The organism is Sphingomonas sp. CV7422 (assembly GCF_027945725.1).
GTDB lineage: Bacteria > Pseudomonadota > Alphaproteobacteria > Sphingomonadales > Sphingomonadaceae > Sphingomonas > Sphingomonas kyungheensis.
This window is the reverse complement of sequence record NZ_CP115900.1, coordinates 3395282-3419802: the sequence shown is the minus strand read 5'-3', so window position 1 is coordinate 3419802 and position 24521 is coordinate 3395282. Positions and strand designations below refer to the sequence as shown.

Annotated in this window: 21 protein-coding genes, 1 tRNA gene and 1 pseudogene; 17 read left to right on the top strand and 6 right to left on the bottom strand. The window is 68.4% G+C overall.

The window, feature by feature from the left end:
• Window positions 1-41 precede the first annotated feature (41 nt).
• Window positions 42-1643, top strand: coding sequence for a peptide MFS transporter (locus PBN85_RS16155; RefSeq protein WP_271299626.1), 1602 nt, complete (start codon window positions 42-44; stop codon window positions 1641-1643).
• A 116-nt stretch (window positions 1644-1759) separates the two neighbouring features.
• Here the strand turns inward: PBN85_RS16155 and PBN85_RS16150 are convergent, their stop codons facing one another.
• Entirely contained in the window at window positions 1760-2980 is a 1221-nt protein-coding gene (locus tag PBN85_RS16150; RefSeq protein WP_271299625.1) for a dicarboxylate/amino acid:cation symporter, read from the bottom strand.
• A 59-nt stretch (window positions 2981-3039) separates the two neighbouring features.
• Here PBN85_RS16150 and glmM point away from each other — a divergent pair, with 59 nt between their 5' ends.
• From glmM to PBN85_RS16115, 7 genes and pseudogenes are all read left to right on the top strand, one after another.
• Window positions 3040-4392, top strand: coding sequence for a phosphoglucosamine mutase (gene glmM, locus PBN85_RS16145; protein WP_037535155.1), 1353 nt, complete (start codon window positions 3040-3042; stop codon window positions 4390-4392).
• Window positions 4392-4616: a DUF1272 domain-containing protein gene (locus tag PBN85_RS16140; protein ID WP_271299624.1), complete on the top strand. Its 225-nt coding sequence runs from the start codon at window positions 4392-4394 to the stop codon at window positions 4614-4616. The genes glmM and PBN85_RS16140 overlap by 1 nt, the downstream gene beginning before the upstream one ends.
• Before the next feature lie 172 nt (window positions 4617-4788).
• Window positions 4789-5556 carry a bifunctional hydroxymethylpyrimidine kinase/phosphomethylpyrimidine kinase gene (thiD, locus tag PBN85_RS16135; RefSeq protein ID WP_037535153.1) on the top strand — a complete coding sequence of 256 codons (768 nt, stop codon included), beginning with the start codon at window positions 4789-4791 and terminating at the stop codon, window positions 5554-5556.
• A gap of 1 nt (window position 5557) precedes the next feature.
• A pseudogene (locus PBN85_RS16130) lies at window positions 5558-6151 on the top strand (ribonuclease HII); the annotation flags it as partial.
• A gap of 258 nt (window positions 6152-6409) precedes the next feature.
• Window positions 6410-7552 (top strand): site-specific DNA-methyltransferase, encoded by a 1143-nt coding sequence (locus PBN85_RS16125; protein WP_037535152.1) that lies wholly within the window; start codon window positions 6410-6412, stop codon window positions 7550-7552.
• A 172-nt stretch (window positions 7553-7724) separates the two neighbouring features.
• Window positions 7725-8780 carry a dihydropteroate synthase gene (gene folP, locus PBN85_RS16120; RefSeq protein WP_271299623.1) on the top strand — a complete coding sequence of 352 codons (1056 nt, stop codon included), beginning with the start codon at window positions 7725-7727 and terminating at the stop codon, window positions 8778-8780.
• 71 nt (window positions 8781-8851) lie between these two features.
• Window positions 8852-9736 carry a bestrophin family protein gene (locus PBN85_RS16115; protein WP_037535151.1) on the top strand — a complete coding sequence of 295 codons (885 nt, stop codon included), beginning with the start codon at window positions 8852-8854 and terminating at the stop codon, window positions 9734-9736.
• On the opposite strand, the gene PBN85_RS16110 is transcribed toward PBN85_RS16115, so the two are convergent.
• Window positions 9737-10474 (bottom strand): SDR family NAD(P)-dependent oxidoreductase, encoded by a 738-nt coding sequence (locus tag PBN85_RS16110; protein ID WP_271299622.1) that lies wholly within the window; start codon window positions 10472-10474, stop codon window positions 9737-9739.
• 37 nt (window positions 10475-10511) lie between these two features.
• Entirely contained in the window at window positions 10512-11930 is a 1419-nt protein-coding gene (locus PBN85_RS16105) for a sigma-54-dependent transcriptional regulator (RefSeq protein WP_037535149.1), read from the bottom strand.
• 134 nt (window positions 11931-12064) lie between these two features.
• On the opposite strand from PBN85_RS16105, the gene PBN85_RS16100 reads away from it, so the two are divergent.
• The 8 genes from PBN85_RS16100 (at window position 12065) to PBN85_RS16065 (ending at window position 17583) form a co-directional block, all read left to right on the top strand.
• On the top strand, window positions 12065-12208 hold the full coding sequence (locus tag PBN85_RS16100) for an aa3-type cytochrome c oxidase subunit IV (RefSeq protein WP_235199775.1): 144 nt from the start codon (window positions 12065-12067) through the stop codon (window positions 12206-12208).
• A gap of 8 nt (window positions 12209-12216) precedes the next feature.
• Window positions 12217-13338 (top strand): NAD(P) transhydrogenase subunit alpha, encoded by a 1122-nt coding sequence (locus PBN85_RS16095; protein WP_271299621.1) that lies wholly within the window; start codon window positions 12217-12219, stop codon window positions 13336-13338.
• A 59-nt stretch (window positions 13339-13397) separates the two neighbouring features.
• On the top strand, window positions 13398-13802 hold the full coding sequence (locus tag PBN85_RS16090; protein WP_271299620.1) for an endonuclease domain-containing protein: 405 nt from the start codon (window positions 13398-13400) through the stop codon (window positions 13800-13802).
• A complete protein-coding gene (locus PBN85_RS16085; protein WP_037535146.1) occupies window positions 13803-14105 on the top strand; it encodes an NAD(P) transhydrogenase subunit alpha in 303 nt (100 codons plus the stop codon).
• Window positions 14106-14200: 95 nt separating this feature from the next.
• Window positions 14201-15661: an NAD(P)(+) transhydrogenase (Re/Si-specific) subunit beta gene (locus PBN85_RS16080; RefSeq protein ID WP_271299619.1), complete on the top strand. Its 1461-nt coding sequence runs from the start codon at window positions 14201-14203 to the stop codon at window positions 15659-15661.
• Window positions 15662-15857: 196 nt separating this feature from the next.
• On the top strand, window positions 15858-16790 hold the full coding sequence (locus PBN85_RS16075) for a MarR family winged helix-turn-helix transcriptional regulator (RefSeq protein WP_235199774.1): 933 nt from the start codon (window positions 15858-15860) through the stop codon (window positions 16788-16790).
• A 78-nt stretch (window positions 16791-16868) separates the two neighbouring features.
• Entirely contained in the window at window positions 16869-17438 is a 570-nt protein-coding gene (locus tag PBN85_RS16070; protein ID WP_271299618.1) for a hypothetical protein, read from the top strand.
• Between the two features lie 69 nt (window positions 17439-17507).
• Window positions 17508-17583: transfer RNA gene (locus tag PBN85_RS16065), tRNA-Val, on the top strand.
• On the opposite strand, the gene PBN85_RS16060 is transcribed toward PBN85_RS16065, so the two are convergent.
• On the bottom strand, window positions 17584-18315 hold the full coding sequence (locus PBN85_RS16060) for a hypothetical protein (RefSeq protein WP_037535142.1): 732 nt from the start codon (window positions 18313-18315) through the stop codon (window positions 17584-17586). It abuts the tRNA gene before it with no gap.
• Between the two features lie 3 nt (window positions 18316-18318).
• A complete protein-coding gene (locus tag PBN85_RS16055) occupies window positions 18319-19527 on the bottom strand; it encodes a toxic anion resistance protein (RefSeq protein ID WP_037535141.1) in 1209 nt (402 codons plus the stop codon).
• Between the two features lie 197 nt (window positions 19528-19724).
• Between PBN85_RS16055 and typA the strand changes: the two genes are divergently transcribed.
• Window positions 19725-21569, top strand: coding sequence for a translational GTPase TypA (gene typA / locus PBN85_RS16050; RefSeq protein ID WP_037535140.1), 1845 nt, complete (start codon window positions 19725-19727; stop codon window positions 21567-21569).
• 424 nt (window positions 21570-21993) lie between these two features.
• On the opposite strand, the gene PBN85_RS16045 is transcribed toward typA, so the two are convergent.
• Complete coding sequence (locus PBN85_RS16045) at window positions 21994-24330, bottom strand: TonB-dependent receptor (protein WP_037535139.1); 2337 nt, start codon at window positions 24328-24330, stop codon at window positions 21994-21996.
• Between the last annotated feature and the right edge of the window lie 191 nt (window positions 24331-24521).

The window sequence follows — 24521 nt, the reverse complement described above, 5'->3', positions numbered from 1 at the left end:
ATCGGGCAGGCTCCATGTTTGTGTCGGAGTTGTCAGACCTTATGGCCATCACATCGGCGAGCGGGGGCGGCGTACCGGCCCACGCGCGCACCCTCCTCGGACATCCGCTCGGGCTGTTCATGCTGTTCTTCGCCGAGATGTGGGAACGCTTTTCCTATTACGGCATGCGCGCCATCCTGGTCTTCTACCTGACCAAACACTTTCTGTTCGGCGAACAGCCCGCCTTCGCGGTCTACGGCGCCTATACCGCGCTGATCTACGTCACGCCGATCATCGGCGGCTATATCGCCGACCGCTATCTCGGGCCGCGCAAGGCGGTGCTGGCCGGGGGCGTGCTGATCACCATCGGCCATCTGATGATCGCCGCGTTCGAGGCGCCCATCGGCGTGCAGGGCAGCGCGCTCAACGGCTTCTACCTCGCGCTCGCCTTCATCATCGTCGGCACCGGCTTCCTCAAGGCCAATATCTCGGTGCTGGTCGGCAAGCTCTATCCGCGTGACGACAGCCGCCGCGACGGCGCCTTCTCGATCTTCTACATGGGGATCAACACCGGTGCCTTCATCGGCCCGCTGCTGATCGGCTATCTCGGCGAGCGGATGGGCTGGGGCTGGGGCTTCGGCGCGGCGGGGATCGGCATGGCGCTCGGGCTGATCGTCTTCGTCATGCTGCGCCGCGAATTGTACGATGTCGGCGAGCCGCCGGTCGTCGGCGGGCTCAGCGTCAAGTCGCCGATCGGCCTGTCGGTCGAATGGACGATCTATGCGGGCGCGCTGGTCGGCGTCGCTTTGTCATGGTGGCTGGTGCGCAGCCAGGGCGCGGTCGGGCTGGTGCTGATCGTCGGCTCGGCGCTGACCGTCGGCTATATCCTGCTCACCGCGTTTCGCGCGCTGCCGCGGGTCGAGCGGCATCGCATCTTCGCCGCATTGTTCCTCGTCGCGCTGTCGCCGCTGTTCTGGGCGCTGTTCGAACAGGCGGGATCGTCGCTCAACCTCTATACCGACCAGTCGGTCGACCGCACGGTGTTCGGCTGGGAGATGCCGGCCTCGTGGTTCCAGTCGGTCAACTCCTTCTTCATCATCACGCTCGCGCCGCTGTTCGGGCTGCTGTGGACGGCGCTCGGCAAGCGCGGGCTGGAGCCGTCGGCGCCGTTCAAGTTCGGCATCGGCCTCGTCCTCGTCGGCGCCGGCTTCTTCGCGCTGATCCTCGGCGCGCCGGCGAGCGGCCTCACCCCGGCGATCTTCGTCATCCTGCTCTACATGCTGCATTCGATGGGGGAGCTGTGCTTCTCGCCGATCGGCCTGTCGTCGATGACGCGCCTCTCGGTGGCGAGCATGACCGGACTGATGATGGGCACCTGGTTCCTCGCCACCGCGGCGGGCAATTTCATCGCCGGGCTGATCGCGCAGGCGACCGGCGGCGAGGGCGCCGGACCCGCACAGGTGCTGGTCGTCTATGGACGGATCGGCTGGTTCTCGATGGGCGTGGGGCTCGTCGTGCTGGTGCTGGCGCCGTTCGTGACGCGGCTGATGCACCTCGACACGATCGGCGAGGATGCCGAGCATGCGCTCGCCGGCGAGGCGGCGATCGGCGAACCCGCCGCGGCGGGCGTGGATACGCGGGACGAGCAGCGGCCACGCCGCTGATCAGAGGCCTGTCTTCACCCTTCCCACTGCTGCGGCAGCGGGCCCCTTCCTCTCCCGCCGGGAGAGGGAGAGATGGCGCAGCCATCGACGGGTGAGGGCAGGGCGGAACGCCGGCCTCAATCCCGCCGCTGCACCACGCTGGTCACGGCGACGTCCATCGTGACGTTGCCGACGGTGCGGAACAGGTCGGGCACCGTCTCGACCGCGACGAGCAGGCCGAGCGCCTCGATCGGCACCCCCATCGCGAAGGCGACGGGGGCGACGCTGGCGAAATAGCTGATCGTGCCCGGCAACGACACCGATCCCATCGTCGTGATCGCCGCGGTCGCCACCCCGGCGGCGAGCTGGCCCGTGCCGATCGGCACGCCGAGCCAGCGCGCGACGTAGAGCGCCACCGCGAGGTTCATCGCCGGGCTGGTCGCGCGGAAGATGGCGACCGCGACCGGCAACACGATCCCCGCGGTCGCCGGCGCGACGCCGACCTCGTCCGCGCCCTTGAGCATCGCCGGCAGCGAGGCGAGCGACGATTGCGTGCTGATCGCCACCGCCTGCGCCGGTGCGACCGCGCGGGCGAAGCGGCCGATCGGCACGCCGCCGGCAAAGCGCGCGACCAGATAGGCGGCGAGCAGCACGATCACCCCGATCGTCGAGACCATGGCGATATAATGGATCAGCGCGCCGAACGCCGCCGCGCCGGTCCGCGCGCCGACGCCGAAGGCGAGCGCGAAGATGCCGATCGGCGCGAGCTTGAGCACCCAGCCGATGATCACCAGCATCGCGTCGGTGATCGCACGGAACAGCTCGGTCAGGCGATGCCGCGCCGCATCCTCCAGCCGGGTGATCGCAAAGGCGAAGGCGAGCGTGAAGACGGTGAGCGGCAGGAAGGCATCGCCCGCCGCCGCCGCGACGACGTTGGTCGGCACGATCGTATCGAAGAAATCGGTGAGCGTCGGCACCGTGCCGACCGCCGGTGCCGCTGTGAGCGCCTGGCGCAGCGCCGCCGACCAGGCGGCGGGCAGCGGCCACAGGTCGAGCAGCAGCGGCATCACCGCCGCCGCCATCAGCGTCGTCCCCCACAAGACGATCACGAACAACAGCACCGCGCGCCCGGCGATCCGCCCGGCCTTGGCCGCCTCGGCGGTGGCGGCGATGCCGGTGACGAGCAGCCCGACGATCAGCGGTACGATCACCATCTGCAACCCGTGCAGCCACGCCTCGCCGATCGGCCGGGTGACGCTGGCGATGGCGAGCGCGACGGGTCCGTCGATCGTCACGGCAAGGATGCCGAGCGCGATGCCGGCGATCAGCGCCAGCAGGATACGGGTGGCTTGCGACATCGGGTTCCTTGGCGCATCGGGAAGCTGGTCAGACGGCATAGCGGAGCGGATGTCACGCGATGGCAAGGAAATATTTCGGTACCGACGGGATTCGCGGCCTCACCAACAGCGGCGCGATGACCGCCAGCATGGCGATGAAGGTCGGGATGGCGGCGGGCGCCTACTTCCAGCGCGGCGATCACAAGCATCGCGTGCTGATCGGCAAGGACACGCGGCTGTCGGGCTATATGCTGGAATCGGCGCTGGTCGCCGGCTTCACCAGCGTCGGCATGGACGTCATCATGGTCGGCCCGCTGCCGACCCCTGCGGTGGCGATGCTGACCCAGTCGATGCGCGCCGACATCGGCGTGATGATCTCCGCCAGCCACAATCCCTTCGCCGACAACGGCATCAAATTGTTCGGGCCCGACGGCTACAAATTGTCCGACGAGGCGGAGGCGACGATCGAGCAATTGATCGACAGCGCCAAGGACGGCGAGGTGCCGCTGTCGCAGCCCGCGCAGATCGGGCGCGCGCGCCGTATCGACGATGCGCAGGGCCGCTATATCCACTTCGCCAAATCGACCTTCCCGCGCGACCTGCGGCTCGACGGCCTGCGCATCGTCATCGATTGCGCCAATGGCGCCGCCTATAAGGTCGCGCCGATGGCGCTGTGGGAGCTGGGCGCCGACGTCGTGTCGATCGGCATCACCCCCAACGGCACCAACATCAACGACGGCGTCGGCTCGACCGCGCCGCAGACGCTGTCGGAGACGGTGGTCGCGGCGGGGGCGGATATCGGCATCGCGCTCGATGGCGACGCCGACCGGCTGATCGTCGTCGACGAGACCGGCACGGTGGTCGACGGCGACCAGCTGATGGCGACGATCGCCGCGGGCTGGGCGCGCGCCGGGCGGCTCGCCGGGGGCGGGCTGGTCGCGACGGTGATGTCCAATCTCGGCCTCGAACGCCACCTCAAGGCGCAGGGGCTCGGCCTCGTCCGCACCAAGGTGGGCGACCGCTACGTGCTCGAGAAGATGCGCGCTTCGGGCTATAACGTCGGCGGCGAACAGTCGGGGCATATCATCCTGTCCGACTATGGCACCACCGGCGACGGCCTCGTCGCGGCGTTGCAGGTGCTCGCCGAGATCAAGCGCGCCGGTGCGCCGGCGAGCGAGGTGCTGCACCGGTTCGCGCCGCTGCCGCAACTGCTCAAGAACGTCCGCTTCGCCGGCGGCAAGCCGCTCGACGACGAGGCGGTGAAGGCGGTGATCGCCGACGCCGAGGCGGAACTCGCCGGCACCGGCCGCCTCGTCATCCGCCCGTCGGGCACCGAGCCGGTGATCCGCGTCATGGCCGAGGGCGACGACGCGCGGCAGGTCGAGACCGTGGTCGATCGCATCTGCGACGCCGTGCGGCAGGCGGCCGCCTGATGCTGGCGATGCACCCCGATTGCGCGCGCTGCGGCGCCGATCTGCCCGCCGACGCGCCGGGCGCGTTCATCTGCTCGCTCGAGACGACCTTCTGCGCGGAATGCGCGGACGAACTCGACGAGCGTTGCCCGGAATGCGGCGGCGAACTGCTCGACCGGCCGACGCGCTCCGGCAAGGTGCTGAAAGCGCATCCCGCGGCGGGGGAGCGCCGCTTTCAGAGCTAGCGCTGGCGACGCTGCGCGTCCGAGGCATCGGACGTTCCGGTGGGTTGGCGGAGCGTCGGCGAGGAGGGCGCCGCAACCTTCCCCTGTTTCGACGGGTGAAGCTGTGGCAAGGGCGCGGCATGGCATCGACGATCCGCCAGCCCCGCCACCACCGCCACGCCGGCCGCGCAGGATGATCCCGCGCGTGCTGATCGTCGCCGGCTCCGATTCGGGTGGCGGCGCGGGAATCCAGGCGGATATCAAGACCGTGACGATGCTCGGCGGCCATGCGATGACCGCGATCACCGCGGTGACCGCGCAGAATACGCTCGGCGTGCAGGCGATCCACCCGATCCCCGCCGATGTCGTCGGCGCGCAGATGCGCTCGGTGATCGAGGATATCGGCGTCGATGCGGTCAAGATCGGCATGATCGGCTCGGCGAGCGTCGCGCATGCCGTCGCCGACCTGCTCGAACAGCTCGACGTGCCGATCGTCTTCGATCCGGTGATGATATCGACCAGCGGCGCGGTGCTCGCCGATGCCGCGACGATGGGTGCGTTCGGGCGGCTGATGCACGTCGCCTCGGTGGTGACGCCCAACGTCCCCGAAATGGCGGTGCTGGGCGGCGAGGCGGCGGTGCTCGCGCATGGCTGTCACGTCGTCGCCAAGGGCGGGCATGGCGACGGCGAGGAGATCGTCGACCGGCTGCTGTCGCCGCAGGGGGAGATCGCGCGCGCGGTCGGACGGCGCTTCAACACCGTCGACACGCACGGCACCGGCTGCACGCTGGCGAGCGCGCTCGCCGCCGGGCTGGCGGGCGGCATGGGGATCGAGGCGGCGTTCCGCCGCGCGGTGCGCTTCGTCCGCATCGCGATCGTCAACGCGCCCGCGCTCGGCGGCGGCCATGGGCCGATCGGCCATACGCTCGGCGTGGTGCCGTTCGATGCGATGGAGAGCTGACGTGCCGGGCTGGAAGCACGAGAAGGCGTGCCTGCCGCCGGTCGCCGGGGTCGACGAGGCGGGGCGCGGGCCGCTCGCCGGGCCGGTGGTCGCCGCGGCGGTGGTGCTGCCCGCCAGGGGTACGCCGCGCGGCATCGACGATTCGAAGAAGCTCGCCGCGGCCGAGCGCGAGCGCCTGTACGGGCTGATCACGACCCGCGGCGTCCATGGCGTCGGCATCGTCGAGCCGGCCGAGATCGACACGCTCAACATCTATTGGGCGACGATGAAGGCGATGACACTCGCGGTCGATGCGCTGGTCGCGCGGCTCGGCTGCGATCCCGGCCATGTGCTGGTCGACGGCAACCGTCTGCCGCGCTGGTCGTACCAGGCCACCGCGATCGTCTCGGGCGACGCGCACAGCCTGTCGATCGCGGCGGCGTCGATCGTCGCCAAGCACGTCCGCGACGGCATCATGCGCGACCATGCTTTGGTCCATCCCGAATATCACTGGCATTCGAACAAGGGCTATGGCTGCAAGCACCATCTCGCCGCGTTGCGCGAGCATGGCCCGACGCCGCTCCACCGCCGCAGCTTCGCGCCGGTCGCCGCCGCCGTCGCCCGAATCACCGCCGGGCGCGTCGAGACCCCCGCCGGCGCCGAAATCGGCGCTGCGCCGGTCACCAATTTGGCCGATGAGTCTTTTGAGTCACACACGCTAGCCTTGGGGGCAGGGCGCGCCGCCGATTCCCCATATCTGGGTTGAGGCCGCTTCCGCCCGCCGCGGCAGAGCCGCGTGCCGGCGATGGATTAACCAATGATCGCTTGACGCGAGTCCCCGGTTTCGCGCGAATGGGCCGGCAAGGGGGACCTCATGGCGGTTATCGACAAGCTCAGGCAGGTGCAGGTGGCGACGCGCGTCGCGGCGCCGATGGCGGCACCGGCGTTGCCGCTCGACACGATCGTCCGTGGCGATTGCATCGCGGCGATGCGTGCGCTGCCCGACAAGTCGGTCGACATGGTGTTCGCCGATCCGCCCTATAACCTGCAACTCGGCGGCGAGCTGTTCCGCCCCGACGGCAGCCATGTCGATGCGGTCACCGACGATTGGGACAAGTTCGACACCTTCGCCGCCTATGACGCCTTTACCCGCGCCTGGCTGGCCGAGGCGCGACGGATTCTCAAGGACGACGGCACCATCTGGGTGATCGGCAGCTATCACAACATCTTCCGCGTCGGCGCGGCGGTGCAGGACCTCGGCTACTGGATCCTCAACGACATCGTCTGGCGCAAGGCTAATCCGATGCCCAACTTCCGCGGCACGCGCTTCACCAATGCGCATGAGACGCTGATCTGGGCGGCGAAGGGCGAGGGCGCCAAATATACCTTCAACTACCGGTCGATGAAGACGCTCAACGACGAGTTGCAGATGCGTTCCGACTGGGAATTCCCGATCTGCGGCGGCGGCGAGCGGCTCAAGAAGGACGGCGTCAAGGTCCATCCGACGCAGAAGCCCGAGGCGTTGCTGTACCGCATCCTGCTCGCCTGCACCAAGCCGGGTGACGTGGTGGTCGATCCCTTCTTCGGCACCGGCACCACCGGCGCGGTGGCGAAGCGGCTCGGCCGGCGCTGGATCGGCATCGAGCGCGAAGGCGATTACATCGCCGCCGCGGAAGAGCGGATCGCGGCGGCGCTGCCGCTCGACGAATCGGCGCTGGCGACGATGCAGAGCCCGCGCCAGCAGCCCAAGGTGGCGTTCGGCATATTGGTCGAGAACGGCTATCTCCACCCCGGCGCGACGCTGACCGACGCCAAGCGCCGCTTCCGCGTGACGGTGCGCGCCGACGGCAGCCTCGTCTCCGATTGCGGCGCGGCGGGGTCGATCCACAAGCTCGGCGCGACCTTGCAGGGTGCGCCGGCGTGCAACGGCTGGACCTTCTGGCACCACGACGGCGCCGGCAAGCTCCAGCCGATCGATACGCTGCGGCAGACCTACCTGCTGGCGACGCAACCATAAAAACCTCCCCGGCACGGGGAGGGGGACCAGCCGCAGGCTGGTGGAGGGGGGCTTCCCCAGGCGGTGTCGTTCGTGGAAGCCCCCCTCCACCACCGCTTCGCGGCGGTCCCCCTCCCCGTGCCGGGGAGGATTGGCGCTTGCGTCGATGGCGTCCGCATCGGATGGATCGGCGATGCGCTTCCATCTCCGCCCCGTCCAGTTCGTCGACAGCGCGGTCACGCAGGCCGACGGCGCGGTGGCCCGGCTGGCGGGCGGGCTGCAATGGTTCGCCGGCTATGAGGTGATCGAAGCCGGTAAACGCCGGACGATCCCCGTTACGGCGGTCGCCACGCTCGGCGAGCATGCCGTCCGCCTCCATGCCGCGATCACCGCGCCCCGCCCGCCGCTGCACCTCGGCGAGCGGACGCTGCGGCTCGACCAGCCGCTCGTCGCCGGCATCCTCAACGTCACGCCCGACAGTTTCTCCGACGGCGGCGGCTATGGCGACGATCCCGCCGCGGCGGCGGCGGCGGGGGTCGATATGGCGGCGGCGGGGGCGGCGCTGATCGACCTCGGCGGCGAATCGACCCGTCCCGGCGCGGCGGCGGTGTGGGAAGGCGATGAGATCGCGCGCATCCTGCCGGTGGTCGAACGGCTCGCGCGCAGCGGTACGCCGGTCTCGATCGACACGCGCAAGGCGGCGGTGATGCGCGCCGCCCTCGCCGCGGGGGCGCATATCGTCAACGACGTATCGGCCTTGCTGTGGGATGACGAGGCGCTCGGCGTGGTCGCGGCGGCGGCCTGCCCGGTGGTGCTGATGCACTCGCCCGATCCCAAACAGGGCGGGCACGCCCGCACCGGCTATCGCGACGTGCTGACCGAGGTGTTCGACTGGCTGGAGGCGCGGATCGCGGCGGTGGTTGCGGCGGGGGTCGATCGCGCGCGGATCGTCGTCGATCCCGGCATCGGCTTCGGCAAGACGCTCGCCGAGAATCTGGCGCTGATCAACGGCCTCGCCATCTTTCACGGGCTCGGCTGCGCGATCATGCTCGGCGCGAGCCGCAAGCGGATGATCGGCGCGCTCGATCATGAGGCGCCGGTGGCGGAGCGGCTCGGCGGCAGCCTGACGCTGGCGCTCAAGGGGGCGGAGGCGGGCGTGCAGATCCTCCGCGTCCACGACGTCAAGGCGAGCGTGCAGGCGCTGCGCGTCTGGCGCGGGCTGCGCGACCAGGCGCTGGTCGGTGGCTGAATTGTGATTTTGCGTTGCAGCGAAGCGAATGTTGATGCGTTCGGGCCGCTTCGATCCCATCTGGACGCACTATGATCGTTGCAACCACGCCCCGCTTCACCCGCGTTGTCGCCGAGGTCTGGAAACCTCTGGTGATCCTGTTCATCTGGGACGTCATCGTCACCGTCAGTTACTATGCGCTCGAGTTCAAGGCGCCGTCGCTGCCGCTGACGCTGTTCGGCACCGTGCTCGCGCTGCTGATCGGCTTCCGCGACAATTCGGCCTATCAGCGCTGGTGGGAAGGGCGCGTCCTGTGGGGCGCGATGATCAACGCCTCGCGCAGCCTCAGCCGTGAGGCGCGCAACTTCCTGCCGGCGGACGAGGCGCACGACCTGCGCCGGACGATCGTCATCCGCCAGATCGCTTATGTGAACGCGCTGCGCTGTCAGTTGCGACGCCAGCCGGTCGACGAGCAGGTGCTCAAGTTCCTGTCGCGCGGCGAGGCCGAACCGGCGCTGACCCGCACCAACATCGCCAACGGCCTGCTCGACGGCACCGGCCGCCGCGTCGACGATGCCCGCCGCCGCGGCTGGATCGACACCATCCAGCAGACGCGGATGGAAGCGACGATGGTCGATATCGCCAACGCGCAGGGCGGCATGGAGCGGATCAAGAACACGCCGCTGCCCAATCAATATCGCTTCTTCCCGACGCTGTTCACCCACATCTTCTGCATCCTGCTGCCGATCGGGCTGGTCGAGACCCTGGGCTATGCGACGCCGCTCGGCTCGACGCTCGCCGGGCTGATGTTCCTCGCGGTGCTGCAGATCGGCGACGATCTGGTCGATCCCTTCGCCAACACCGTCCACGACGTGCCGCTGACCGCGATGTGCCGGACGATCGAGATCGACCTGCTCCAGTCGATCGGCGATCCGGCGCCCGAGCCGCTGAAGCCGGTCAAGGGCGTCTTGTGGTGATTACAGCGTATAGCCGCCGTCGCTGACCAGGCAGGCACCGGTGATCAGCGCCGCCGCATCCGACAGCAGGAAGGCGATCTGCGCGGCGATCTCCGCGGGCTTGGCATAGCGGCCGAGCGGGGTCGCGAGCGCAGCCAGTTCGGCGAACGCCGCGTCGCGGCCGATCGCCGCGGCACGGTCGGCGAACATCGGCACCGCATCCCACACCGGCGTCTCGACACCTGCGGGCGCGATCGCGTTGACGCGGATGCCGCGCGCCGCGCCTTCCTTGGCGGCGACCTTGACGAGGTGGATGAGCCCCGCCTTCGACGCGCCATAGGCGGCGACGCCGGCTTCGGGCTTGATCCCCGCCGCCGAGGCGGTCGCGACGATCGCACCGCCGCCGGTCATCGCGCGCATCGCCGCGCGCAGCGTCAGGAAAGCGCCGTCGAGATTGACGCCGAGGATGCGCCGCCATTCGGCGAAGGCGAGATCGGTGATCGCACCCGCCCCGGCGACGCCGGCATTCACCACTGCCGCATCGATCCCGGCGAGCCGCGATGCGGCCTCCTCCCAGAAGCGCTCGTCGGCGACGTCGCCGGCCAGCGTCTCGACCGCGCCGGGCAGCGCGACACGCGCCAGGGCCGCGGCATCGCGATCGACCAGCACCAGCCGCGTGTCCCCGGTAGCGAGCTGCGTCGCGGTGGCGAGGCCGATGCCGGAGGCGGCACCGGTGACGAGGATGTGACGCGCCGGCATGATTCTCTTCATAGAGGGGCGGGCGCGCTGCGGAAAGTCAGGCGGCGTTGTCGATGCCGAGTTCGCCGAGCTTGCGGTAGAGCGTCGAGCGGCCGATGCCGAGCCGGCGCGCCACCTCGGTCATCCGGCCGCGATAATGGCCGATGGCGAGGCGGATGACATCGGCCTCGATATCCTCGAGCGGGCGCAGATTGCCGTCGGGCCGGAACAGGGTGATGCCGCCCGCCGAGCCATTGGCCGATCCGGTCGCGGCGCCGCGCCGGTTCCCGAGCGCGGCGATCTGCGGAAAGTCGGAGCGGGTCAGCGCCGCGCCCTCGCACAGCACCGCGGCGCGGAACAGCGCGTTCTGCAGCTGGCGGACGTTGCCCGGCCAGTCGTACTGGACGAGCAGTGCGAGCGCATCGTCGGTGATGCCGAGCGGCCGCAGCCCCGGTTGCTGCGCGATCCGCGCGAGCAGATGGCGGGCGAGCGCCGGCACGTCGGCAAGCCGTTCGCGCAGCGGCGGGATCGTCACCTGGACGACGTTGAGCCGGTAATAGAGATCCTCGCGGAACCGCCCCGCCTCGACCTCCTCGAGCAGTTTCTTGTTGGTCGCGGCGATGACGCGGACGTCGACCTCGCGCGCATGCCGCGCGCCGATCGGCTGGATCTCGCCCGATTGCAGCACGCGCAACAGCTTGACCTGGGTTTCCAGCGGCATCTCGCCGATCTCGTCGAGCAGGATGGTGCCGCCGTCGGCATCGGCGAACTTGCCGATCTTGCGTTCGAACGCGCCGGTGAAGGCGCCGCGCTCATGGCCGAACAATTCCGATTCGACCAGATTGGCGGGGATCGCGCCGCAATTGACGGTGACGATCGGTTTCTTGGCGCGCGGGCTGGCGGCGTGGATCGCGTCGGCGACCACCTCCTTGCCGACGCCGCTCTCGCCCTCGACCAGCACCGGCACGCGGGCGCGCGCCGCCTTGGCGGCGATCGCCAGCGCGGCGCGGAAGTCGGGCGAGGAGCCGACGATCTCGTCGAAGGCGAGCAGCGCCGGGATCTTTTCGGTCAGCGGCCGCAATTCGCCCGCGGCGGTGCCGGCGACCGCCGATTCGAGCGCAGCGAGCAGCCGTTCGGGCGCGAGCGGCTTGACCAGGAAGTCGGTCGCCCCGGCACGCATCGCGGCGACCGCATGCGCGACCGATCCGTTGGCGGTGAGCATCAGCAGCGGCAGCGCCGGACGCCGCTCGCGCAGCTCGGCGATCAGCGGCGCGGCATCGGCGTCTGGCGCCCAGTGATCGAGCAGGATCGCATCGAGCTGCATCCCGTCCTGCGTGCCGAGCTGTGCGAGCGCCATCTCGCCATCGTCGGCGAAGATCGATCGCCAGCCGGCGCGCGCCGCGAGCGCCGAGACGAGGCGGCGTTGCGCCGGCTCGTCGTCGATCAGCAAAAGCAGGCGCTGTCCATTGCGCGTCATGATTCTTTCCCGTCCCGGTTCGGGGCATCTGATACAAGTCACGGGTAAAGGCCGACTTAAACCCGAATTGAGGGCATCGTCTTGACGGCCGCGCGGCTTTGCGGGCAGGTATCGTCGACAATGGCGGACAGGCCATGACGGATGAGGGATGGATGATGGCCGGCAATGGCGACCTCAAGGCGCATGAATCGACCTATATCAGCGTCACCAAGATGCTGTTCTGGGGTGCGATCGCCTGTGCGGTGATCGTCGCGCTGGTGATCTGGCTGATCGCATAGCCGCCGCCATGAAGATCGCCGTCCTCAAGGAAGCAGCAGACGGCGAACGGCGGGTCGCGGCGACCCCTGAAACCGTCAGGAAATTCATCGCGCTCGGCGCGCAGGTGGCGGTCGAGCGCGGCGCGGGGGATGCCGCGGCCTGTCCCGACGCGGCCTATGCCGCCGCGGGGGCGCGCGTCGCCGAGCGGTCCGCGGTGGTCGCGGATGCGCAGATCGTGCTGGGCGTGCAGGGACCGGAGCCGGCCGCCCTGCAGGGCGCGGCGCCGGGGGCGTGGATCGTCGCCGCGCTCGATCCGTTCGGCCACCGCGACCGCGTCGATGCCTATGCCGCGGCCGGCGTCGAGGCGCTGGCGATGGAGCTGATGCCGCGCATCACCCGCGCGCAGGCGATGGACATCCTGTCGTCGCAGTCCAACGTTTCCGGCTACAAGGCGGTGCTCGATGCCGCGGCCGAATATGACCGCGCGCTGCCGATGATGATGACCGCGGCGGGGACGATTTCGGCGGCGCGGGTGTTCGTGATGGGCGTCGGCGTCGCCGGCCTGCAGGCGATCGCCACCGCGCGGCGACTCGGTGCGCAGGTCTCCGCCACCGACGTGCGCGCCGCGACGCGCGAGCAGATCCAGTCGCTCGGCGCCAAGCCGATCTTCGTCGACGCGGTCGAGGGGATCGCGGGCGAGGGCAGCGGCGGCTATGCCGGCGAGATGAGCGACGCCTATAAGGCGGCGCAGGCCGAACTGGTCTCCGCGCATATCGCCAAGCAGGACATCGTCATCACCACCGCGCTAATCCCCGGCCGACCGGCGCCGCGGCTGATCAGCGACGCGCAGATCGCGACGATGCGCGCCGGCAGCGTGATCGTCGACCTGGCGGTCGAACAGGGCGGCAACGTCGAGGGCGCGGTGGCGGGGCAGGTGGTCGACCGGCACGGCGTCCGCCTCGTCGGCCACCGCAACGTCCCCTCGCGCCTCGCCGCCGACGCTTCGGCGCTGTTCGCGCGCAACCTCTACAATTTCCTGTCGACCTTCTGGGACAAGGACGCCGGCCGCCCGGTGCTCGACGCGGAGATCGGCGACGCGATCCGGCTGACGCAGGGCGGGCGGGTAGTGCATCCGCGGTTGCTGTCGTGACCATTCCTCCCCGGCACGGGGAGGGGGACCGCCCGGCGCAGCCGGGTGGTGGAGGGGGCGTGCCGCAGACACCGCGGTTTGAGGTGGCGCGAGCCCGTCGCCTGCGGCGGGAAATGAGCCTGCCCGAAGTGCTGCTGTGGCAACAGCTTCGGCGGCAGCAACGCCAGCTCCGGTTTCGTCGGCAGCATCCGATCGGCCCTTACGCTGCCGACTTCTTCTGTGCGGAGCGGAAATTGGTCATCGAGGTCGATGGTGAAGCGCACGGCCGCGGCGATCGGCCGGGTCGCGACGCCGTTCGCGACAGCTTCATGGAAGAGAACGGGTACAGGGTGCTGCGGATCGGTGCCGTCGCCATATTGCGGGACATGGATGCGGTTCCCACCGCGATCCGCGCGTATGCGGCGACGCCCCTCCACCACTCGCCTGCGGCGAGCGGTCCCCCTCCCCGTTCCGGGGAGGAATAGATGGATTTCGTTGCGATCCTGTCGATCTTCGTGATGGCCTGCTTCGTCGGCTATTATGTCGTCTGGTCGGTGACGCCGGCGCTGCATACGCCGCTGATGGCGGTGACCAACGCCATCTCCAGCGTGATCATCGTCGGGGCGCTGATCGCCGGGGCGGCGGCGGGAAGCGCCGGGTCGAAATGGCTGGGGCTGCTCGCCGTGGTGCTCGCCAGCGTCAACATCTTCGGCGGCTTCGCGGTGACGCAGCGGATGCTCGCGATGTACAAGAAGAAGGATCGGCCGGCGGCGGCCTCGAAACACTGATTTCGTCGCCCCGGCCAAGGTCGGGGTCCATTCATCCACCAGCGCTCGCGGCGTGGTGGATCCCGGCCTTCGCCGGGATGACGGTTGGGGGGTACATGGAGCAGGTAGCGGGCAATCCTTGGGCGGCACTCGCCTATCTGATCGCGGGAATGTGCTTCATCCTCGCGCTGCGCGGCCTGTCGTCGCCGGTGTCGAGCCAGCGCGGCAACCGCTTCGGCATGATCGGCATGACGATCGCGGTGGTGACGACGCTGGTGACGCACGTGCCAGCGGCAGACGGCGGAGGCCTGAACAGCGCGACGATCGCCGAATTGCTCGCCGCGATCGGTATCGGCGCCGCCATCGGCATCGTCACCGCGCGCCGCATCGCGATGACGGCGATGCCGCAGCTCGTCGCGGCGTTCCACAGCCTCGTCGGGCTTGCCGCCGTCCTCGTCGCCGCCGCCGCCTTCCTCAACCCGCTCGCCTTCGGCATCGCGGATCGGGTGATCCCGATGATCGGCCAGCCGTTCGCGGTGATCCACACCGTCAGCCGGATCGAAATGGGCCTCGGCGTCGCGATCGGCGCGATCACCTTCTCGGGCAGCGTCATCGCCTTCCTCAAGCTCAACGGCAACATGGGCGGCAAACCGATCCTGCTGCCCGGTCGCCACCTCATTAACCTCGGCGTGCTCGCCGCGATCCTGGTGCTGATCGTCGCCTTCACCCAGGATCAGAGCGCGTGGATCTTCTGGACGATTACCATCCTGTCCTTCGCGATCGGCTTCCTGCTGATCGTGCCGATCGGCGGGGCCGACATGCCGGTGGTGGTCAGCATGCTCAACAGCTATTCGGGCTGGGCGGCGGCGGCGATGGGCTTCACGCTGCACAATAGCGCGATGATCATCACCGGCGCGCTGGTCGGATCGTCGGGCGCGATCCTCAGCTATATCATGTGCCGGGCGATGAACCGCAGCTTCGTCAGCGTCATCGCGGGCGGGTTCGGCGCGGAGAGCGGCGGCGGCGGTGACGGCGCCAAGGTCGACCGGCCGTGGAAGCGCGGCAGCGCCGAGGATGCCGCCTTCCTGATGAGCCAGGCCGAACAGGTCATCATCGTGCCCGGCTATGGCATGGCGGTGGCGCAGGCGCAGCACGTGCTGCGCGAGATGGCCGACAAGCTCAAGGCGCACGGCGTCCGCGTCAAATATGCCATCCACCCGGTCGCCGGGCGGATGCCGGGGCATATGAACGTGCTGCTCGCCGAGGCGAACGTTCCCTATGACGAGGTGTTCGAGCTGGAGGACATCAACTCCGAATTCGCGCAAACCGACGTCGCCTTCGTCATCGGCGCCAACGACGTCACCAACCCGGCCGCGAAAACCGACCGCAGCTCGCCGATCTACGGCATGCCGGTGCTCGACGTCGAGAAGGCCAAGACCGTCCTGTTCATCAAACGGTCGATGGGCGGGGTCGGCTATGCCGGCGTCGACAACGATGTTTTCTACAGAGACAATACCATGATGCTGCTCGCCGACGCTAAAAAGATGGTGGAGGAAATCGTTAAATCACTCGACTGACTCTGCGGTATATCCATTCTGGAGATGATAAGGTCGGAACCAATGTTTTCAGGTCCATGAGTGGGCCGGAAATGGAGGTGAATAGACGCGATCCGTTTGCCGTGCCGCTTATCCTACGAACATGGGGACCGCGACGTTTACCACAATCGATGAGACCGAAGAGCGAACGCGATCCTATGTCGATCGAGGGCGCCCGGTGCTGCTGATCGCCGAACCCCCGGTTTCGGTCCCGTTCGAGACGGCCGTCGCGCAGGCGGGCGGCCGGCTGTTGCGGCGGATCGGCTGGGCGCAGGTGGCCGCGACGCTGCCGCTGCTCGCCGGCCGGCACGTCATCGTCGTCGAGGCGAGCGGCCTCGCCGCGCCGGTGCTCGACGAGACGCTGCCGCTGATCGCCGCGCATCTGGCCGAGCATGACGTCGCCGCGGTGATCGCCTTCGACGGCGTGCAGATCGACGTCATCGCGCGGCACCTGCTCGGCGCCGCCGCCGACCTGCTCTGCGATCCCGATCCGCAGCAGCGCGTCACCAGCCTTGTCGCGGCGATGCGTCCGGCACGGCCGCGGCTGCGCGACCGGCTGCGCGACGCGGTGCAGACCGAGCGCGAGCCGTACCAGCCCAATATCCGCGAGACCGACGAGGAGCGGTTGCGCCGCCTAACCGACGGCATGGCGCGCATCTCGCGCTTCGCCGCCGAGGTGATGCGGATGAGCGGCACCCCCGCCGACCTCGGCGATCGCCGCGCCAGTTACGGCAGCGAGCCGGCGGTCGGTGCCGCGGTGCGCGCGCAGGAGGTGCGCCGGCTGATCCAGTGCCGCCAGCTGCGCAGCAAGTTCTTCGGCCAGTTCGGCGGCGAGGCGCTGTTCGAGGACCCGGCCTGGGACATGCTGCTCGACCTGTTCGCCGCCGAATTGGAGGGCGCACAGGTCAGCGTGTCGAGCCTGTGCATCGCCGCCGGCGTCGCGCCGACCACCGCCTTGCGCTGGATCGCCAAGATGACCGAACTCGGCCTGTTCATCCGCCACCCCGATCCGACCGATCGCCGCCGCGCCTTCATGACGCTCTCGCCGCGCGCGAGCGAGGCGATGCGCGCCTATATGCTGGCGATGCGCAAGATCGAGGCGATGGGATGAGGGGCGGCCGCACGCCGCAAATGTTGACCAATCGGTAAGTTTTGATGCGTAGCCGCCCTTCCCTGACGAGGGAGCGTTATGGGCATCAAAGGGACTTTGGCGGGCTTCATCGACAATGTCGGTCTGGCGGATGCCTTCAACAATCAGGTCGAGGATCCCGGCAAGATCCGCAAGCCGGTGCTCGACGGCATCCGCCGCGCGCGCGAGCAATTCGCCAGCCGCGGTGACGATCAGACGCGCGTCGCCAGCCGCTGGTGGCAGATCAAGAACAACGTCGTCGCCTTCACCGTCAAGGTCGGCGGCGAGGTGCTGGAGATCAACGGCGCCGCGACCAATCACCTGCCGGTCGATCGCTTCGCCGAATTCCTCACCATGTTCGAACAGGCGGTGGGCGAGGGAGAGTTCGACGACGAGCTGAAGGACAAGGGCATCGGCCGCCCCAGGCCGCGGCCGGCGCCGGCGAAGGCCGGGGCGACCGACCGGGTGGCGGTCGGCCAGCGCCACCCCAGCAACGATCGCGCCGACTGGGACGAACTCACCTGGGCCCAGCGCCAGAAGGTCAGCGCCTTCTACCGCGCCGGCAAGAACCCCGACGGCACCGCGATCAGCAAGGTCGGCTATCTGCCGGATGCGCCGCTGGCGGATTGATCGGGCGGGAGACGATCCGCCGCTTGCCCGTCCCGAAAATGACGGTATGACGCGGGTTCTCCCGAGAGGGGGCGATTAGCTCAGTTGGTAGAGCGTCTCGTTTACACCGAGAATGTCGGCGGTTCGAGCCCGTCATCGCCCACCATCACCCCGCGCCATGCCCCTCGTCGCGGTATTTGATCTCCAGATAGCGGCCGCGGGTCGACAGGCTGTCGAGGTCACTCTGCGCGAGCCGCGCGGTCATGTCGGCGATCTCGCGCTCGATCAGTTGCAGGCCGGCGATCAGCTCGGCGTCCGGCGTGCGGCCGTTGCGCTCGACGCGGCGGAGCGGTTCGGGGACGCGGGCATAATCGTTGACGAAGGCGGGGAGCTGCTCGCCGATCAGCCGGCGCACCTCATAGGCGGCCTCCTCCTTGCCGTCGAGCCGGCCGAGCTGCGGCGACAGCGTCTCGAGCCGCACGCCGATCTGGTCGACCAGCCCGCGCGCCGGGGCGGGCAGAGCGGGGCGCTGTGCTTCCAGCCAGCGTTCGGTCTTGGCGGGCAGCGCCTTGATGTCCGCCTCGCGCAGCACCTTCTCGCTGGGGGCGCGGGCGACGGGCGCGAGCGCGATGCCGATCGTCACCGCCGCCATCAGCAGCAGCACGGCGAGCGCGCCGAACAGGCCGAGCGGGACGATCATGCCGATCACCGCGGCGGCGATCAGGATCAGCGCATCGACCGCGCAGATCAGCGCCAGCCGCCGCCCGACGCTGGTCGCGCGGCGCTTGATCCGCTTGCCGTGCGCGCGATAGGCGGCGCCGGCCTGACCGCGATAATCCTCGCTGATCCGCGCCATCACCGCGCGGGCGCGTTCGATCTGCTGGTCGACCTCGGTCATCGCTTACACCGCCTCGAGCCGAAAGGTATCGGTCGCGCCCGGACCCTTGAGCGCGGCCTGGTTCGCGCCCTCGGCACGGGCGATATAGCCTTTCGACTTCTCGACCTCGTTGCCGAGCGTGGTGACGGTGGTCTTCATCGAATCGAGTGCCTTGAGCTTGAACGTGTCGATCGCATCCATCGTGTCGTAGATGTTCTGGAAGGCGCGCTGCAGCGTTTCCAGCGGGATGGTCGATGCGGCGGCCTGTTCGTGGATCGCCGCGGTGTTCGAGCGCAGCAGCTTGCCGGTCGAATCGATGATGTTGGCGGTGGTGGTGTTGAGCTGGGTGATGCTCTCCAGCACCAGCTTCTGGTTGGTCAGCGCCTGCGCGACCGTCACCGCGGTGCGCAGCGCCGACACGGTGGTGGTCGAGGCGCGGTCGACGCCCTTGACCAGCTCGACGTTGTTCTTCTTGACCAGATCGAGCGCGAGATAGCCCTGCACCGTCACCGCCATCTGGGTGAGCAGGTCCTGCGTGCGCTGGCGGGTGTAGAAGAGCGCGGTTTCGCGGATCGCCTTGGCCTTGGCGGGATCGGTCGCGTCGAGCTCGTTCGCCTTGTCCTCGAGCCTGGCGTCCATCGCCTTGCTGAGGTGGATCATCTGTTCGAGCCGGCCCATCGCGCTCCACAGATTGGCGCGCTCGGTATCGATCGCGGCATTGTCCATCAGCAGCTCGTCCTTGCCGGCGGCGAGGTTCTTGAGGATCGCGCTGATATGCGTCTGCGACGATTGGTAGCTTTCGAAATAGTCGCGCATCTTCGACCCGAAGGGGATGATGCCGAAGATCTTCTTGGGGCCGGACAGCGCGCCCTTGCGGCCGGGATCGAGCTCTTCGATGACGCGGCGCAATTGGGCGAGATCGGCGCCGACGCCGCTGTCCTTGTCCATCGCGCGGATCGGCCGGTCGAGGAAGCGATTGGACTGGCCGGCCGCCTCGCGGATCTCCTTGGCGCCCATCGCGGTGATCGCATCGACGCGCTTGCCAAATTCGGGGCTGTTGACGTCCTCGGCGACGAGATCGGCGACGAAGGCGTCGACGCGCTGTTCGAGCTGCGTCTTCTTGGCGTCGTCGATCGGTACCAGCCCGGCGGCGCGCTCGGCGGCGACGGTCGGCACCGGATCGGGCGGCGTCAGCACCAGGTCGCGTTCGGGCGTATCCAGATTCGTCGCCATGCCATTCGTCTCCCAACCAGCTTTGCGCAAAATGGTCGCGTTCGCGCGCGACGGCAAGTGTGTTGGAGCTGTAATACGCGCAGGCGGTGCCGTGCAATGGCCGGGCGGGGAGCGGCCCCGAACGCCTCCCCTTCCCGCGGCGCAACATTTCGGCTATGGGGGCGCGCAATCCAAGCTCCATTGATTCAGGAATTCCCATGAGCCTCCGCAACGTGGCGATCATCGCGCACGTCGATCACGGCAAGACGACGCTGGTCGACCAGCTCTTCCGCCAGTCCGGCACCTTCCGCGACAACCAGCGTGTCGAAGAGCGCGCCATGGATTCGAACGACCTCGAAAAGGAGCGTGGGATCACCATTCTCGCCAAGCCGACCTCGGTCGACTGGGCGCCTCCGGGCGGCGGCGAGACGGTGCGGATCAATATCGTCGACACGCCCGGCCACGCCGATTTCGGCGGCGAGGTGGAGCGCATCCTCAGCATGGTCGACGGCGTCGTCCTGCTGGTCGATTCGTCGGAAGGCGCGATGCCGCAGACCAAGTTCGTCACCGGCAAGGCGCTGGCCCTCGGCCTCAAGCCGATCGTCGTCGTCAACAAGGTCGACCGTCCCGACGCGCGCATCCAGGAAGTGCTCGACGAGGTGTTCGACCTGTTCGTGTCGCTCGACGCCAATGACGAGCAGCTCGACTTCCCGGTGCTCTACGCTTCGGGCCGCAACGGCTATGCCTCGACCGACATGGACGCGCGCGAAGGTACGCTGATCCCGATGTTTGAGACGATCGTCAATCACGTCCCCGCCCCCAAGGTGGAAGTGGAGGACGTGCCGTTCACCTTCCTGGTGACGCTGCTCGACCGCGACAATTTCCTCGGCCGCATCCTCACCGGGCGCGTGAATTCGGGCACGGTGAAGCTCAACCAGCCGATCCACGCGCTCGACAACGACGGCAACATCATCGAGACGGGCCGCGCGTCGAAGATCCTGTCGTTCCGCGGCCTCGACCGCGTGCCGGTCGAGGAAGCCAAGGCGGGTGACATCATCAGCCTCGCCGGCCTCGCCGTCGCCACCGTCGCCAATACGATCGCCGACACGACCGTTACCGAGCCGCTGCACGCGCAGCCGATCGATCCGCCGACGCTGTCGATGCGCTTCGCGGTCAACGATTCGCCGATGGCGGGTCGCGAGGGCACCAAGGTGACCAGCCGCATGATCCGCGATCGCCTGCTGCGCGAAGCCGAATCGAACGTCGCGATCAAGGTGACCGAAGCCGCCGACCGCGACAGCTTCGAAGTCGCCGGCCGCGGCGAGCTTCAGCTTGGCGTGCTGATCGAGACGATGCGCCGCGAGGGCTTCGAGCTCGGCATCAGCCGCCCGCGCGTGCTGTTCGGCGAGGACGAGAACGGCAAGAAGACCGAGCCGTATGAGACCGTCATCATCGACGTCGACGAGGAGCATTCAGGCACCGTCGTCGAGAAGATGAACCTGCGGAAGGCGGAGCTGACCGACATGCGTCCGTCGACCGGCGGCAAGACGCGCATCACCTTCTCGGCGCCGTCGCGCGGCATGATCGGCTATCACGGCGAGTTCCTGTCGGACACGCGCGGCACTGGCATCATGAACCGGCTGTTCGAGAAATACGGTCCGCACAAGGGCACGATCGAAGGCCGCAAGAACGGCGTGCTGATCTCCAACGGGGCCGGCGAGGCGCAGGGCTATGCGCTCGGCCCGCTCGAGGATCGCGGCGTGCTGTTCGTCGGCCATGGCGAGGCGCTCTACGAGGGCATGATCATCGGCGAGAACGCCAAGACGGATGACCTCGAGGTCAATCCGATGAAGGCGAAGCAGCTGACCAACTTCCGCGCCAGCGGCGGCAAGGACGATGCGATCCGCCTCACCCCGCCGAAGAAGATGACGCTGGAACAGGCGATCGCCTATATCGACGACGACGAGATGGTCGAAGTCACGCCGAAGACGATCCGCCTGCGCAAGCGCTTCCTCGACCCGAACGAGCGCAAGCGCGCCAGCCGGGCGAAGCAGGCGGCGTAACCCAGTCGCTGCAATGAAGACGGGCCGGTGGAGCGATCCACCGGCCTTTTTTGTCTCTGCTTTGTTCGGGAAGCGTGCGGTGTCCTGGTGCTCCCGCGCTGGAGGCCGCCCAGACACGAGGAGCAGTGCACTTCTGTTCTGCGCAGCTGCTATATTCCCGGCGGTAAGGCGTCAGCGGTTTTCACGGACCGCTCCGGCGGAGGCGTGGCCCAGTTGGGAAAACGCCATTGGATAATGCCTACCGTCACCCATCTGGACCCCGGCCTTCGCCGGGGTGGCGCGTCAGGGGGTGAGGTGGTGCTGTTCGCGGGAAGATCGCTCTTGCGGAATATCGCCGAAAGCGATCCGTCACGTCTGACGCGTGCCGGTCTCTCCGGAAAAGACCGACAGGTGCGCCCCGGCAGACCGAAGCGCACCCCCCGGATTACCGGAACCGGCCGCTCAGCGAGACGCCGATCACGCGCGGTTCGTTGAACACCGCCGCCATATAATTCTCGATCACGCCCTTGAGGTTCTTCTCGTTGGTGATGTTGCGCGCAAACGCCGCGATCTCGTAATTGTTGTCGGGCGAGGTGTAGCCGACCTTCACGCCGCCTTCGAAGTTACCGTCGGCGTAGAACTCCTTGGTCTTGTAGAGGACGAAGTTGGTATAGCCCTGGATGTTCCAGTCGGTGGCGACGAACAGCTTGCCGTCGTTCGACAGCGGCAGGTCGTAGCGGGCGGTGGCGTCGAGGTTCCAGCGCGGCGCATTGGGCAGCGGATTGCCGTCGATCTGCGCGAAGGTGTTGGCACCGACCTTGATCGTCGGATCCTGCACCGTGCAGACCACCACGCCGTTGAGGATGCAGACCTGCGCATAGACGCGCTTGTCCTCGATCTTCGACTTGAGCGCGCTGGCGCCGAGCGTCAGCGTCAGGTTGCGGACCGGGCGGAACTCGCTGTCGATCTCAACACCCCAAGCGCGCGCCTTGTCGGCGTTGAACAGCACGCCATTGCCGTTGACGTCGTTGCCGTTGAGCTGGATGTCGTGGACCGTATAGGTGAACAGCGACGAATTGAGCCGCAGCCGGCCGTCGAGGAAGATGCCCTTGGCGCCGACCTCATAGGAGGTGATCGTCTCGCTCGACGCGGTGGTGAAGGGCGAGTTGAACACCGCCGAGCGGCCCTGGATCGTCGGGCCGCGGAAGCCGCGCGCGACGCGGGCGTAGACGCTGCTCGACGGATCGATCGTGTAGAGCGCCGACACGTCCCAGCTCGGCTCCTTGCCTTCCAGCCGCACCGACGTCGGCGCGGTCGGGTTGATCAGGCGGAACTGGTTGACCGTGCCGGCGACATTGAACACCGGCTTGACCAGCGTGGTGCGCTTGATGTCCTGCGTATAGCGCGCGCCGCCGGTGATCGTGAACGCGTCGGTCACCTTGAAGCTCGCCTGACCGAAGGCCGCCCAGCTGGTGTTGATGTCGCGCAGGCGCACCCAATTGTTGGGATTGCGCGCCGCCGTGGTGAGGAAATAGCTGCGCTGGTAGAAGTCGGTCGTGTCGTTCTGGCGGAAGTAGAAGCCGCCGACCTGCCAGGTGAAGCGCTGGCCGGCCTGCGAGGCGAGCCGCACCTCCTGCGTATATTGGCCGAGCGCGCGGATATTGCCCTGGCTCTGGCCGAAGCCGTTGGCGACGCCGTTGACCGGGAAGTTGGCGCCGGCGCCGCCATCGGTATCGCCGCGGCTGTAGCCGGAGGTGGTCTCATAGGCGCTGATCGAGGTCAGCGTGACCGGGCCGAAGTCATAGGCCGCGTTCACCGAGGTGCCGTAGGTGTCGTAATCCTGCGGGTTGTTGTTGCCCTCGTCGAGCGCGATGCGGTCGCGCGGCTCGGCCGAGACCGAGTTCGAGCCCTTGCGCAGCGCGGCGCGGTGGAAGATCGTCGAGGTGCCGTGATAGCCGCGGGCGTGCCCCGAGACGTTGACCGAGAAGGCGTCGCTCGGGGTCAGCAGCACCTGCAAGCGCACGTCGCGCTCGTCGAAGCCGCCCATGGCGTTCTTCTGCGGCGTGCGCGTGCCGTCCTGGCTGGTGCCGGCGAAGCTGTTGTCGACCCAGTCGTTGCGGTGCTGGAGCAGGCCCGAAAGGCGGATCGCCACCTTGTCCTGCACGAGCGGGCCGCCGACGCCGGCGTCATAGGTGAAGGTGCCGAGGCTGCCCGCCGAGGCGGCGACGCGGCCCTGCCACGTCTGGCTCGGGCGGATCGTGTCGAACTTGATGATGCCCGCGGTCGTGTTGCGGCCGAACAGCGAGCCCTGCGGGCCGCGCAGCACCTCGACCTGATTGACGTCGAACACCGGGTTGGACTTGAGCACGACATGTTCGAGGACGACATCGTCCTGGATGATCGACACCGGCTGGCTCGCGCCGAGGTAGAAATCGATATTGCCGAGGCCGCGGATGTAGAAGCGCGGGAAGATGCGGCCGGTGGTCGTCTCGATATAGAGGCCGGGCACGCGGCCCGACAGCGCGAGGATGTCCTCGCCGCCCGCCTGGAAGGCGCGCAGATCGCTGCCGCCGACGACCGCGACCGACAGCGGCACGCGCTGCAGATTCTCCGAGCGGCGTTCGGCGGTGACGACGATGTCGCCGAGATCGGCGGCGGCGTCGGGCGTGGCGGTGGTGTCGGTGGCGGCAGCATCGGTCGCGGGCGTCGCGGTCTGGGCGAGCGCGGGCGCGGCGAGGCCGGCGGCGCCGAGCAGCAGCAAGGTCTTGAACGTCTTGGTCACGAATGGTCCCCCTGAAGAAGAGGGGGGCGGCCCGCCCGACCGGCGCCGGAATTGATCCGTGCAGCCGGCCGGTGATAGTGGTGCCCGCCCCCCGACGGAGGTTCGCGCTAAGACCCGATTGTGTCGGCTTCGTGAATGTACGTGTCTGGAAAGCCACACCTTCCCCGTATTCGACGGGGAAGGTGGCACGG